Source organism: Parasphingorhabdus sp., from assembly GCF_048269915.1.
Lineage (GTDB): Bacteria > Pseudomonadota > Alphaproteobacteria > Sphingomonadales > Sphingomonadaceae > Parasphingorhabdus.
Genome location: NZ_JBLWTY010000001.1, coordinates 185,048 through 198,575, shown reverse-complemented (window position 1 = coordinate 198,575; position 13,528 = coordinate 185,048). Strand labels below are relative to the sequence as shown.

Annotated in this window: 12 protein-coding genes; 7 read left to right on the top strand and 5 right to left on the bottom strand. The window is 57.0% G+C overall.

Annotated features, from left to right (window positions below; translation table 11 throughout):
* The first annotated feature begins 172 nt into the window (after positions 1–172).
* Both egtB and egtD read left to right on the top strand, forming a co-directional pair.
* Positions 173–1,327, top strand: a complete 1,155-nt coding sequence (gene egtB, locus ACN0WX_RS00900; RefSeq protein ID WP_417620393.1) for an ergothioneine biosynthesis protein EgtB — start codon at positions 173–175, stop codon at positions 1,325–1,327.
* A gap of 17 nt (positions 1,328–1,344) precedes the next feature.
* The gene (egtD, locus tag ACN0WX_RS00895) at positions 1,345–2,304 is read left to right on the top strand and encodes an L-histidine N(alpha)-methyltransferase (protein ID WP_417620392.1); all 960 of its coding nucleotides are present in this window, start codon (positions 1,345–1,347) and stop codon (positions 2,302–2,304) included.
* Positions 2,305–2,307: 3 nt separating this feature from the next.
* Here the strand turns inward: egtD and ACN0WX_RS00890 are convergent, their stop codons facing one another.
* Entirely contained in the window at positions 2,308–3,399 is a 1,092-nt protein-coding gene (locus ACN0WX_RS00890) for a DUF1176 domain-containing protein (RefSeq protein ID WP_417620391.1), read from the bottom strand.
* Between the two features lie 76 nt (positions 3,400–3,475).
* Here ACN0WX_RS00890 and ACN0WX_RS00885 point away from each other — a divergent pair, with 76 nt between their 5' ends.
* From ACN0WX_RS00885 to ACN0WX_RS00865, 5 genes are all read left to right on the top strand, one after another.
* Positions 3,476–4,345, top strand: coding sequence for a 3-hydroxyacyl-CoA dehydrogenase family protein (locus ACN0WX_RS00885; protein ID WP_417620390.1), 870 nt, complete (start codon positions 3,476–3,478; stop codon positions 4,343–4,345).
* Between the two features lie 80 nt (positions 4,346–4,425).
* On the top strand, positions 4,426–5,571 hold the full coding sequence (locus ACN0WX_RS00880; RefSeq protein ID WP_417620389.1) for an epoxide hydrolase family protein: 1,146 nt from the start codon (positions 4,426–4,428) through the stop codon (positions 5,569–5,571).
* A gap of 6 nt (positions 5,572–5,577) precedes the next feature.
* Positions 5,578–6,498: an ABC transporter permease gene (locus ACN0WX_RS00875; protein ID WP_417620388.1), complete on the top strand. Its 921-nt coding sequence runs from the start codon at positions 5,578–5,580 to the stop codon at positions 6,496–6,498.
* Positions 6,499–6,502: 4 nt separating this feature from the next.
* On the top strand, positions 6,503–7,291 hold the full coding sequence (locus tag ACN0WX_RS00870; RefSeq protein ID WP_417620387.1) for an ABC transporter permease: 789 nt from the start codon (positions 6,503–6,505) through the stop codon (positions 7,289–7,291).
* Positions 7,288–8,835: an ATP-binding cassette domain-containing protein gene (locus ACN0WX_RS00865; protein ID WP_417620386.1), complete on the top strand. Its 1,548-nt coding sequence runs from the start codon at positions 7,288–7,290 to the stop codon at positions 8,833–8,835. The genes ACN0WX_RS00870 and ACN0WX_RS00865 overlap by 4 nt, the downstream gene beginning before the upstream one ends.
* A 58-nt stretch (positions 8,836–8,893) precedes the next feature.
* On the opposite strand, the gene ACN0WX_RS00860 is transcribed toward ACN0WX_RS00865, so the two are convergent.
* From ACN0WX_RS00860 to sseA, 4 genes are all read right to left on the bottom strand, one after another.
* Positions 8,894–9,667 (bottom strand): TorF family putative porin, encoded by a 774-nt coding sequence (locus ACN0WX_RS00860; protein WP_417620385.1) that lies wholly within the window; start codon positions 9,665–9,667, stop codon positions 8,894–8,896.
* A gap of 303 nt (positions 9,668–9,970) precedes the next feature.
* Positions 9,971–11,308, bottom strand: coding sequence for a mechanosensitive ion channel family protein (locus ACN0WX_RS00855; protein WP_417620384.1), 1,338 nt, complete (start codon positions 11,306–11,308; stop codon positions 9,971–9,973).
* Entirely contained in the window at positions 11,305–12,504 is a 1,200-nt protein-coding gene (metC, locus tag ACN0WX_RS00850) for a cystathionine beta-lyase (RefSeq protein ID WP_417620383.1), read from the bottom strand. The genes ACN0WX_RS00855 and metC overlap by 4 nt, the downstream gene beginning before the upstream one ends.
* A 26-nt stretch (positions 12,505–12,530) precedes the next feature.
* Positions 12,531–13,367: a 3-mercaptopyruvate sulfurtransferase gene (gene sseA / locus ACN0WX_RS00845; protein ID WP_417620382.1), complete on the bottom strand. Its 837-nt coding sequence runs from the start codon at positions 13,365–13,367 to the stop codon at positions 12,531–12,533.
* Positions 13,368–13,528 lie beyond the last annotated feature (161 nt).

The window sequence follows — 13,528 nt, the reverse complement described above, 5'->3', positions numbered from 1 at the left end:
TTGCGAATTTTTGCAACCAACTGGCGCAAAGATACGTTGTTGACCTGACCATCGTTCGCTCTATGTTCCACAGAGAACCCGAGCATTTACCGGAGTAGGACTGATCGCCAGCCAACCGCAAAGCCCCTGCCAGCCTTCGCTCGATATAGAAAATACCTCCCGTCCGAGCGCTTTGGCGGATCGATTCAAATATGTCAGAGGCCATTCGCTGCGTCTCGTCGACGGATTGAGCGATGCCGATGCGACCGGGCAATCAATGAATGATGCTTCTCCGGCAAAATGGCACCTGGCCCATAGCAGCTGGTTTTTCGAAACCTTCCTCCTGCGCGATCATGTTGCAGACTATCGGCTGTTTGACGAGGCTTACCCCTATTTGTTCAACAGTTATTATGAAGCCGAGGGAGCGAGACACGCCCGACCCGAACGGGGGCTGCTGACCCGTCCGTCGCTGGCCGAAGTAATCACCTACCGGGCCCATGTTGATGACGCGATGGCCCATGCGATGACCGGTTTTTCTGCGGAGCTGCTCGATCTGGTGGAACTCGGTCTCCATCATGAGCAGCAGCATCAGGAATTGCTGCTCACCGACATATTGCACCTCTTTTCGCGTAACCCTCTCAAACCCGCTTATTCTGGCAAAGTACCAGAGCGTGTCGCTGAACCCGGGCCATTGCAATGGATCGAGGGACGAACCGGTGTTAACCAGATCGGACATGATGGTGCAGGTTTTGCGTTTGATTGTGAAGGACCCCGCCACGACGTGTTGCTCCATCCCCATGCACTTGCCAACCGTCCGGTGACCAATGGCGAGTGGCTCGCGTTCATCGAGGATGGTGGCTATCGGGACGCCCGACACTGGCTGTCCGATGGCTGGACATGGGTGCAGGAAGAAAAGATCGAAGCGCCCTTATACTGGAGCCGGCCGCCTGATCATCATTGGTTCGAATTTGGTCTGGCCGGCAATCATCCGCTCGACCTGGCGGCGCCGGTCAAGCATATCAGCCTCTATGAAGCCGATGCCTATGCGAGCTGGGCTGGTGCACGCTTGCCGACCGAAGCCGAATGGGAAGTCGCTGCCGATCATGCTCTGCCCAACAGCGGCACAGTGTGGGAATGGACCGGCAGCGCCTATCTGCCCTATCCCGGTTTCCGGCCCGCCGATGGTGCCGTGGGCGAATATAACGGCAAGTTCATGTCGGGCCAGTCGGTCCTCAAGGGCAGCAGCACCGCGACGCCGCCCGACCATAGCCGGCCCAGCTACCGCAATTTCTTTTACCCTCACCAGCGCTGGCAGTATTGTGGACTGCGACTTGCCAAAGACCTTTGATATAAAGGACCTCCCCCATGGATATGACCACCACGCTCGTCGATCATACGTTCCGCAAGGACGTCAGGCGCTGTTTTGAAATGCAGACTTATGCCATTCCGGCGCGCTGGCTTTATGATCGGCGCGGTTCCGAACTGTTCGAGGAAATTACCGAGCTTCCCGAATATTATCCAACGCGGACAGAGACTGCGCTATTGAAGGCAAACGGAGCCGCCTTTGCAGCCTCGACCGGGTCGGGGCGGGCAGTCATTGAATTTGGTTCGGGCAGTTCGGCCAAAACCCCCCATTTACTGAAGGCCATCGATCCGGCAGCCTATGTGCCAATTGACATTTCAGGCGCGTTTCTGGAACATAGCGCATCGCTGCTTCAGGACGAATTTCCTAAACTGCCGATATATCCCGTCGAAGCTGATTTCATGAAACGCGTGGCCTTGCCTGATGCTGTCGCTGATATGCCGAAACTGGGCTTTTTCCCGGGTTCCACGATCGGCAATATGATCGCCCGCACTTCGGTCGATCTGCTCCGCTTCATGCGCGAAACATTGGGCGAAGGCGCGCAGCTGCTGATCGGGATTGACCGGATCAAGGACCCGCAGATACTGGTTGATGCCTATGATGACAGCGCCGGTGTGACCGCGCAATTTTCATTAAATCTTCTGCACCGGATCAATCGCGAACTGGACGGCGATATCCCTGTTGAACTGTTTCGCCACAGAGCTGAGTGGAACGATCTATATGCGCGCATCGAGATATTTTTGGAAGCGCAGCAAGATTTGCGGTTTTCCATCGATGGACAGGGTTACGAACTCGGCAAGGGCCAGAAACTGCATATCGAAAACAGCCATAAATATGGCTTGCGCGACGCACGTTTGATGCTGCGGGCCGGTGGCTGGACGCCGCTGCACGAATGGAGCGACGAGCGGGACTATTTCACGCTCATGCTGGTGGAGGCACACCCCTATAAGCACGCGCCTTAAAGCTTATTCAGCCTTCGCTTCTGTCGGTTCCCGCTTGCGATATTGTGCTCGCCAGATGGTGATCCATTGATAGGCACCTCGGCATTCATCCATCGCGCTGGCATCAATCATGCGGAACATCTCGCCATCCCAGACATAATTTTCGGCGCTGCCGCAATCGCCCAGGCCGCGTCCCTTGCCGAAGCTGCTGAGTGTCTGATCATGATCGTCCCAGCCAGCATTGACCAGCAAGGGCTCGGTGCCTTCGCCGCCCCATCTGGGTTGGCGATCAAATTTGGCGGGGGTGAAGGTCCAGCCGTCGGGACTATCCTTGCGATATTCAGCGATATAGGGCGCGCTGGAAAAATTATAGGCACCCGAGCCACAGGAGATTAGCACCAGTGCCCGAAAGCGGTCGCCGCGCTGACCGAGCGGATAGGCTTGATCCTCGACCAGCCCATAGCGATCGTCCTTGCATTTTGAACCTTCGGCCAAGGCGACCAGGGTGCTGGCATCAGGCACCAAAGTTGCTGTCTTCCACTGGTCGACAATGATCATCGGTACTTCGATGGAGGGGGGATGAAAGTCCCGCGAACCCTTCGCGACCAGTGCGGTTTCGGTGCCAGCGCGGTTCTGCTTCTGATCAATGTACCGGAATGCGGCAGACGAGCCCGCCAGCGAAATTTGGGTGAGATTTTCACCGGCCGGCCCCTGCAAGATCAGGCGGCTGCCGCGGCTAATTGCCTGCGCCACTTTCTTGGCATCCTCGCCGACAATTTCGATTGGATAGTCGCCCTGGACGATCGGACCGGTGTCGACCAGCTGACCATCGATAAACATTTTATAGCGGTCGATTTCCTTGGTCCCGAAAAGAAGCCGGATTTTGAAAATATCATCGCTGCCAGCAGTACGGACGACGGAAATGGGGCCGTCCCAATCATCATAGCCCGCGCCGCCTTCGTCTGGCACGAGCGACACAGCTTCGCAATTGCTGCCATTGTCGCAGCCTACCGTCCAGTCCTTGAAGGTGTGCAGTTCGCCCGGCTGCGGAACTGGCAGCGTGGCGGTAGCGGCGATTGCGGCAATTATTCCGGCAATGAAACTGACAGGGGACATAATTGCAATCTAGCCAGTTTGCCTGACAATCGCTAGTGGCTTGTTCAAACTGGATTTACAGCGCGAAAGGCAGGGAATGAAAGCAATCGGCATTATTGGATCGGGACAAATGGGTGCCGGTATCGCACAGGTTTCGGCGCAGGCGGGCTATCATGTCTATCTTTCGGACGTCAGTATGGAGATTGCCGAGCGCAGCAGGGCCGGAATCGCCAAGCAGCTGGCGCGGCTGGTGGAAAAGGAAAAGATCGATCAGCAGGCCGCTGAAACGGCGCTGAGTCGTATCCAGCCGCTTGTTCAACTCGACCCGATGGCCAATGCCGATATCATCATCGAAGCGGCGACGGAGCGCGAAGAAATCAAGCGCCAGATTTTCGCCGCGGCCTCGGAAGTTCTCGGTCATCAGGCGATATTGGCGAGCAATACTTCATCGATTTCGATCACCCGGCTGGCGCAGTCGGTAAAAGACCCGTCGCGCTTTGTCGGTGTGCATTTTTTCAATCCGGTGCCGCTCATGGGGCTGGTTGAAGTCATCCGCGGGCTGGCGACCAGCGACCAGACTGCAGCCATGGCGAGTGATTTTGCCAAGGCCGTTGGCAAGACCCCGGTCATGGCCAAGGATTCACCCTGTTTCGTCGTCAACCGCATCCTGCTGCCGATGCTCAACGAGGCCTTTTTCGCGCTTGGCGAAGGCACCGCATCGATGGAGGATATTGACCGGGGAATTCAACTGGGTTTGGGCCATCCGATGGGGCCGATTACATTGGCGGATCTGATCGGGCTCGATACGTTGCTGGAAATCCTGCGCGTGCTGCAAAATGACTTTGGCGACCCCAAATATCGCCCCGCCCCGATCCTGATGAAATATGTCGAGGCTGGCTGGCTGGGCCGCAAGACGGGCAAGGGCTTTTACGACTATTCCGGTGAAACGCCGGTCCCGACGATGTGAGTGCAAAGCGGAGGACGAAGACTGGAGCAGAATATCGTCCTTCGACAGGCTCAGGACGGACGGATAGAGGATGATATGTTGTGAGCGATGAAATCAGGGACTTTAGAGTCGAAATTCCGAAGACTGCATTGGACGATCTCGACATAAGACTCCGTCATGTCCGCTGGCCCGATCCGGAGCCGGTTGATGACTGGTCGCAGGGCATCCCGTTCGACTATGTCAAGACGGTCGTAGACCATTGGCGGACCAGCTATGACTGGCGGCGCTGCCAGGAGGCGCTCAATCAATATAAGCATCATCTGACCAAGATTGACGGCGTCGATATCCATTTCATGCATATCCGCTCGCCCGAGCCTGATGCACGGCCGTTGCTGATGACGCACGGCTGGCCGGGTTCGATCGTCGAGTTCATGGATGTGATCGGCCCGCTGACCGATCCGGTTGCTCATGGCGGCGAGGCGAAGGATGCCTATCATCTGGTGGTGCCGTCGCTGCCCGGATACGGATTTTCCGGCAAGCCGGCCGCCACCGGCTGGGGCATAGAAAAAATCGCAACCGCGTGGGATAGTCTGATGACGCGGCTCGGCTATGACCGCTATTTTGCCCAGGGCGGCGACTGGGGCGGGATGGTAACATCCGTCATCGGCGCGCAAGATCTCGGACATTGCGCAGGCATCCATGTCAATCTGGTCATTGTTGGTCCCCCTGCGGAAGAGATCATGGCCAACCCGACGCCGGAAGAGCAGGCATCGCTAGTGCATTTTGCCACGTATCAGGAACAGGGTTCGGGCTATGCCGAAATCCAGCGGACCCGGCCCCAGACACTGGGCTATGGTCTCGCCGATTCTCCGGTCGGTCAGATGGCCTGGATCATGGAGAAATTCCAGGGCTGGGCCGATGATGCCAAGGCGCCGGATGACAATTTCGACTGTGACCGGTTGCTCGACAATGTGATGATCTACTGGCTCAACAATGCCGGTGCTTCCTCGGCGCGGCTGTATCGGGAAAGTTTTGGCGCGCCCAATATTGATCCGGTCAGCATACCCTCCGGCTGCAGCATTTTTCCCAACGAGATCATCACCCCCTCGCGCCGCTGGGCAGAGCAGCGGTTCAAGAATTTGCAATATTGGAACGAAACCGATCGCGGCGGTCATTTCGCCGCGATGGAAGTGCCCGAGCTGTTCATCGCCGAAGTGCGGAGCTGTTTCGCCCAGATGGAGCTGTAGCGGCACGTGCTTGCCCTGATCACCCGGCGGCTGATGACGGCCATACCGACCCTGCTGGTGATCATATTGGCGTCTTTCTTTCTGATGCGGCTGGCACCCGGCGGACCGTTTGACGGTGAACGCCCTCTGGATCCGGCAACGCAGGCGGCGTTGCAACAGGCTTACGGCCTGGATCGACCGCTATGGGAGCAGGCCTGGCTCTATATTTCGCGGCTGGTGCAGGGGGATTTCGGACCATCGCTGGTCTACCGCGATTTTACCGTATCGGAGCTGATCGCGCAGGGGCTGCCGATTTCCCTGACTCTTGGTGGGCTGGCAATATGGCTTGCCCTGGTCATCGGGGTGACAGCAGGTCTTTTTTCCGCTGTTCGGGCGGGCAAGGCGGCAGACAAGACGCTCATGATGCTGGCGACGGTCGCGACCGCGCTGCCGACTTTTGTCACCGGACCCGCGCTGGCGCTATTTTTGGGACTATGGCTTGGGTTGCTGCCGGTATCAGGTACCGGCGAGGGCGTCGCATGGCTGGTCATGCCGGTTGTGGCTCTGGCGTTGCCGGTGTCCGGGGCTATCGCCAAACTCACCCGCGCCGGACTTGCCAGCGTGCTCAAGCAGGATCATATCCGCACCGCGCGGGCACGGGGGCTGTCCGAAACCAAAATTCTCTTCAAGCACGGTCTGCGACCGGCGCTGGTGCCGGTGGCCAGCTATCTGGGGCCGGCAGCGGCAGGGCTGTTGACTGGAGCGGTGGTGGTCGAGACCGTCTTCGGACTCCCGGGACTGGGTCGCTATTTTGTCCAGGGCGCGCTCAATCGCGACTATCCGCTCGTCCTCGGTGTGGTCACGCTTTATGCCGCACTGATCATATTGTTCAACCTGTTCGCCGACCTGATCTATGGCTGGCTCGACCCCAGAATGCGGGAAGGGTGAGGCAGTGCTGAAACGCCATCTCCCGCTTTTTTTGGTTCTGGTGATCGTCGCGCTGGCTCTGTTGCTGCCGTTTCTTTTGCCTTGGAGCTATGACCAGATCGACTGGGATGCGGTCCGCGCACCGGCATTTAGCGGCTCGCATTTATTCGGTACCGACGAAATTGGCCGGGACCGCCTTGCCCGATTGGCTGCGGGTACCCGGATCACGCTAATGGTCGCGATTGCTGCTGCTCTGGTATCGCTGATCGTCGGCATCGCATGGGGTGCGACCGCCGGATGGATCGGTGGCCGCGTGGACGAAGCGATGATGCGCATCGTCGACGGGTTATACGCGCTACCCTTCATGTTCATCGTAATCCTGCTGATGGTGGTCTTTGGCCGGTCGATTCTGTTGGTTTTCGTCGGTATCGGGCTGGTCGAATGGCTGACCATGGCGCGGGTGGTACGGGGACAGGTGATGGCGCTGAAACAGCGACCGTTCATTCTCGCCGCCGAAGCTGCCGGGACGCCGTCAATTGCGATTATCCTGCGCCACATATTGCCCAATGTCGCAGGTATCGCGCTTGCCTATCTTATGCTCACCGTGCCGCAGGTGGTAATGGTCGAAAGCTTTCTCTCCTTTCTCGGTCTCGGCGTGCAGGAGCCGCTGACCTCGCTGGGTATACTGGTGAAAGAGGGGGCCGACGACATGGATATGGCGCCGCTCGGCCTGTTACTACCGGGCGGCCTGCTAGTAATGATATTGGTCTGCCTGACGATGGAAGGCGAGCAACTGAGAGACCGTTTTTCATGAGCCTGTATGAAATCCGGAATCTGGCGGTGGATATCGCTGGCCATCGGCTGGTCGACGACGTCAGCCTTACCGTCGAGGCGGGGCAGTGCACCGCTATCATCGGGGCGTCCGGTTCCGGCAAGAGCCTGACCTGCCTGACGCCGTTCGGGATCACACCCGGTGTGGTATCCGGATCCATCCTTCTGGATGCTATTGATCTTGGCAATAGCGGCATCCAACAGCTACGCGATGCACGCCGCAGAATCACGGGATTTGTGTTCCAGCAGCCCCTGACGGCACTGACGCCCCACCTGACCGTAGGAGCGCAATTGCAGGAAGCGACGATGCAGGCCGGAGCGGAGAGACCAACGCGCCGGGAGCTGGCGCAAAAGCTGGAGCGTGTGGGTCTGTCCCGACCGGACGAGCGGCTCGACCAATTCCCGCACCGGCTGTCCGGTGGCGAACGCCAGCGGGTGATGATTGCCGCCGCTATCGCCCATAACCCCAAATTGCTGATCGCCGACGAACCAACCAGTGCGCTTGATGCTTCTTTGCGCGCCGAGATCATGAATCTGCTCGACGAATTACGCGCCGAGCAGGGGCTGGGCATGCTACTGGTCAGTCATGACCTCGCGTCAGTAGAGGGTCATGCCGATCAACTGGTGGTGATGGCTGATGGCCGGGTCGTAGAAAGCGGCGCCGTCGAGGCGGTGATAGCCAATCCCGTACAAGATTATACGAAGCGCCTGATTGCCGCCACGCCTCGCCTTGATGAGCCTGCACCACAGCTTGCTGCACCTGGCGAGAGATTGCTCGAGACCAGAAATCTCGGCGTAGATTTCCCCCGCCCCGGCTGGCGTCGGGGAAAGATCAAAGCGCTGGCGGATGCGAGCATCACTGTCCGGCAAAGCGAATCTCTGGCACTGGTCGGGGGCTCTGGTTCGGGTAAATCAACGTTCGGGCGTGCGATTGCCGGTATTGGACCGGTAACAAGAGGTCAGATCCTGTGGCAGGGGCGGGCGCTTCCTGAAGGGCGCAATCGCAGTCTTGCCATGCGTGGGCTGATCCAGCCAGTGTTCCAGGATCCGGTTGCCAGTCTCGATCCACAATGGCGAGTCAGTGACATTATCTCCGAACCGTTGCGCAATCTCCGTCCGGACGTGATGAAAGCCGAACGGAATGAGATGGCGTTGCGGGCTTTATTGGCCGTCGATTTGCCAGAGGATTTCTTGCAACGATTACCGGTGAGCCTGTCGGGCGGTCAGGCGCAGCGTGTTGCTATTGCCCGGGCGATTGTTGCAGCTCCAAAATTATTGGTGCTGGATGAAGCGACGTCGGCGCTGGACCCTTTGGTGGGTTCGGAAATTCTCGCGCTGTTGGCGCGGCTGCAGCGTGATAACGCATTGAGCTTGCTGTTCATAACCCATGATATTGCTGCGGCTCGCCGACTATGTCACAGGATAGTGGTGCTGGAAGATGGCCGGATCGTCGAAACCGGCCTGATCCAGGCAGTGATTGATGATCCCCGGCATTCCGCAACCCAAAAACTGATTCAGGCCAGTTAGAAAAAAGGGCCACTCGACTGGTCGAGCGGCCCCCTTTTTCAGCGCGACTTATGTGAATTTAGAACGATACGCCGAGAGTGAAGACAATGGCGCTATCGGTGAATTTGTTAATTGATGGCGCATCGGTGTCGGTATAGGCGAGTGTAGCGGTCAGATTTTCGGTGATTGCCCAATCCGCACCAAGCATCCAGTCAATATAGTCGTTGACACCGAAGATACCAGCCGGATTGCCTAGGGATCCCTCATTGATTCCGATATTGGCATTCAAAGTGATTGGCGTGTTCGGAATTCCCGCCGATGCACCGGTGTAGATGTAAACATTGTCGGAATTGCCGAGGCTGTCCTGACTCCATGCATAGGCGATGCCGCTTGTGAGCTCGACTGGTCCGACCGAACCGGACAACGAAGCATAAGGCTCAAAATAGTCGCTGGGTCCTGCGGCCCCGCCGTCACCATTGGGATAATAATAATATAGCAGTCCGACATCCAGAGTCAGACCGGATGTTACTTCGCCGGACCAGCCGCCATAGAGATCAAGCTCTGTGTGACCAAAAGTGGCGCTATCTTCGATCGAAGAACCCCAGGTGCCGATATAGAAGCCGCTGTCATGTGCGATATCAATACCGCCCTGAATGGCAGGATCGCCATCTGAGAAGGACAGGCCGCGGAAACGGTAATCCGTAGTTACCGCAGCATTGCCTGAAATTGTGATCGAAGATTCACCTTCTTCAGCAAATGCTGGTGCAGCCGTGGTGGCGAGCAAGATGGCCGACAGGCCGACAACGGTTGATTTGGCTTTTTTACCTAAGGTGGTTTTACTAGACGTGCGCATGGAAATCCCTTTCTCGTTAATGCGTAGCGCCCCTCCCGATATTGTTTTGGCTGTCATTTTATTGCGTCAGATGCCCCGAACGCGAACAGTCTCTAAACATGCACAAGAAAGCTGCTCTATATTATTGCGCCGCACAAGAAAGAAAACGACAGGAAAGGTGACATAATTCTGGAATGTTGCACTTGCGCAACATTCCCGTTTATGATCGCTTAAAATTTAGGCGAATGGGCTCCGGGTTGACTAATAAAGCATCATTCCGCGTTCCAGGTCGTTGGTGCGGGCCTTTGCCACGGTGATTGAGCTCTACTCCGCCGCGGTCGATTTTGTTCCATCCAAAGGCTTTTGGGAACGGGTTTCGAATTTAATGGTTCCGCCTTCTGGCAAGGATTTGATATGAAGGTCACGCTGAGGAAACGGAATTTCGACACCATGTTCCTTGAACAAGTCCCAGACCCGTTTCAATATGGCTGCCTTGAAATTGCCGACCCCTGATTGCGGATCCTTGATCCAGCAGCGAATTTCAAAATTGACGCTATTGTCTCCAAATTCGAGCATCCAGACAACCGGCTTGGGATGGCTGAGTACGCGCGGTACGTCGACGCAAGCCTGTTTCATCAGTTCAATCGCCTGATCCATGTCGGTATTATACGACACGCCCACCGGGATGCTTATTCTTACATTGGGGTTGGAATAGGACCAGTTCTCAACCTCACGCGTCATCAGATCCTCATTCGGGATCAAATGCTCCTTGCCTTCGCGGGTGAGGACAGAGACCGCGCGGACGCCAATCTTGTTGACCCAGCCGAAACTGTCGCCGACTGCGATCACGTCGCCGGGCTTGATTGAACGGTCCATCAGCAAGATGATGCCGGCGATCAGGTTGCCGATCGTCTTCTGCATGCCGAAGCCGATGGCAAGGCCAAAGGCACCGGAGAACACTGCCAGAGCGGTGAGATCAATCCCGACGACGTCGAGGCCGAGAACAAAGGCACCGGCCAAAATCGCGACTGTTGCCAGCTTCTGACCCAGCACCTTTTGTGCGCCGTCGAGCTCGCTGTTTCCGATAATATAGGCAACCAGCTTCATCAGTACGCGGGCGACCGCGAGCAGGATGACCGCGGTCATCGCGACAGTCACGATCCAGAGAAGGGAAATCCTTCTCGTGCCAATGTCGAAGCCGACCTTGTCCATGGCTTGCGTGATCGGTTCGATCCCGCCGACCAGGCCGGATCCGATGCTCACGAACAGGGCGAGCCCAATGATGGTCCCCAGCCAGTCCGGCATCCGCACGCCTCGGATCAGGTCATTGGCAAACAGGCCCACCGTTATCGCTATGGTAAGTGAAAAGACGACCTGTGCGATCAGGTGCCAAGGATAGAAAGCCAGGAAAATCCCGCATAAAATGAATGTGGTTGCGCGGCGGGTCATGTCGCGGATGCGGCGACCGGCCAGTTCGCTTTCATAGCCTGCGCGGGCTTCCCAGAGGTGGCGCAGCTTGGGACCGATATATTTGCTCAGATACCAGCCGGCGGTCAGAGCCAATATGACGAGACCGGCTGCAATCGCACCTTCGATATATTGGACGTTGCGAGGGGTGTCGGGAGTCAGAGATTCCAGATATTTAAACGCACTGTCGATCATGGCTTTGCACTGTGATAATGTTCAAAAGCTTTGGCAAGGTCTGCAATCAAATCCTCGGGGTCTTCCAATCCGATATTCAGTCGCACGAGCGGGCCCTTTGCGGTCCATTTGGTTGCTGTGCGATATTTTCCCGGATCGACGGGGAGCGCAAGGCTTTCAAAGCCGCCCCAACTATAACCGATTCCGAATAAAGTTAGCGCATCAATGAACGCGGCACGGGACGTATTGTCACCATTCGATAGCTCGAAAGAGAACAGGCCGGACGATCCCCTGTAATCGCGCCTCCATATCTCATGACCCGGACAATCGGGCAGAGCGGGATAGAGGACACGACCCACTTCAGGGCGCTCTTTCAGCCAATATGCAATTTTCAACGCGCTGGCCTCATGCTGTCGCAGCCGAACTTCCAGCGTCCTTAATCCGCGCGCAGCGAGATAGGCATCATCGGGAGAAACCACCTGACCCAGTTGCTGGGCGGTGCGCCGGAGTCGTGGCCAATATTTGCTGTGCGTGGTGACCGCGCCCATCATCACGTCGCTGTGACCGACAATATATTTGGTGGCAGCGGTTATGGCGATATCAACGCCATGTTGCAGCGCCGGGAAAAAACGCGATGTCGCCCAGGTATTATCGAGCAGAGTGACTATGCCTGAAGCTCGTGCCGCCTTGCAGATGGCTGGTACATCCTGAACCTCGAAGGTCAGACTGCCGGGGCTTTCCATCAATAGGGCTTTCGTACTGGGACCGAAAAGGTCGGCAATATCATCGCCGATTAGCGGATCATAATAGCGTGCGGTGATACCCATGCGCTTGAGAAATGCATCGGCAAAGCTGCGGCTGGGGTCGTAGCTGCTGTCGGTGAGCAAGACTTCGTCCCCCGGTTGCAGAACGGCGAGCAGGGCACAGGAAATGGCAGCAACACCGGATGGATACAGCATGGTCCCGGCGGCACCGGGTTCCATTTCGGTTAGCGCTTCGGCTAACGACCATTGCGTCGGGGAACCGCGGCGACCATAGAAAAAATCCCCATCCTCATTGGATTTTACACTCTCTTTGAGATGCGCGACATTGTCGTAGAGATGGGTGCTGCCGCGCCATACCGGCGGGTTGACCACGGCACCGGTCCATATTTTCCGTCGCCCACCGATGACAGCCTGTGTCGCGGGCTTTGTTGAACCGGAGTCGCTATCGGCCAACTATAGTTCCAGCAGCGGCAGCATATTCAGACGGATTCTTTCGGTGTATCTGCGTCTGCGCCCCATTCGGCCCAGCTGCCATCATAAAGGGCGGTTTTTTCTGCTCCCGCGACTGCTGCGGCAAAGGATACAACCGCTGCGGTCATTCCCGATCCGCAGGTCGTGATTAGCGGTTTGGAAAGGTCTATGCCAGCGTCGCTAAAGACCGCTTTGATCTCATCACTGCTTTTCCATGTTCCGTCATCGTTGAAAAAGCTGCCGTGCGGAATATTGGTTGAACCCGGGATATGGCCGGAAGCCGCATCGCCACGGGAATCTGGAGTTTCACCGCTAAACCGGTCGGCAGACCGTGCATCGACAACCTGCTCATTCTTGCTGTGCAAATTGGCGAGCATGTCGGCTTTGGTCCGAACATCCTTGTCGTCCTTCCAGACGGTGAAATGGCGATGGCGCAAGGCTTCCTTGCCGGTTTCAAGCGGTCGGCCTTCAGCCTTCCACTTGGCAATGCCGCCATCAAGAATTGCAACTTCATGGGCGCCAAAGATCGTCAGCATCCACCACGCGCGCGCCGCGCTTTTGAGCGGACTGTCATCATAAAGAACCACGCGGCTACCGTCGCCCAGGCCCAAGGACTGCATCCGGCTGGCAAATTTTTCGGCAGGCGGCAGCATGTTTTCGACTGGATTGCCGGTATCGGTCAAATCGCTGAGGTCCATGAAAACCGCGCCGGGAATATGGCCGGCTTCATATTCGGCTGCAGGATCGCGGCCGGCATCTGCCGTGAATTTTGTCGCGTCAACGATACGCAAATCCGACGCGCCAAGTTCGTTGGCCAGCCAGTCGGTGGTTACCAGCAATTCCATATTCAGCTCCATGTTGGGCGCAAATATTTGCGCATTCCCTGCCGCCGTCTAGCGACTCGGTTTCCAGCCGTCGAGGCTATAACGCATTGTTTTACGAATCCACCGCTTATGTTGTTTTTGTGCATTGCGTGTCGCCAAGTTTATGCCCGTTGTCTCGACGG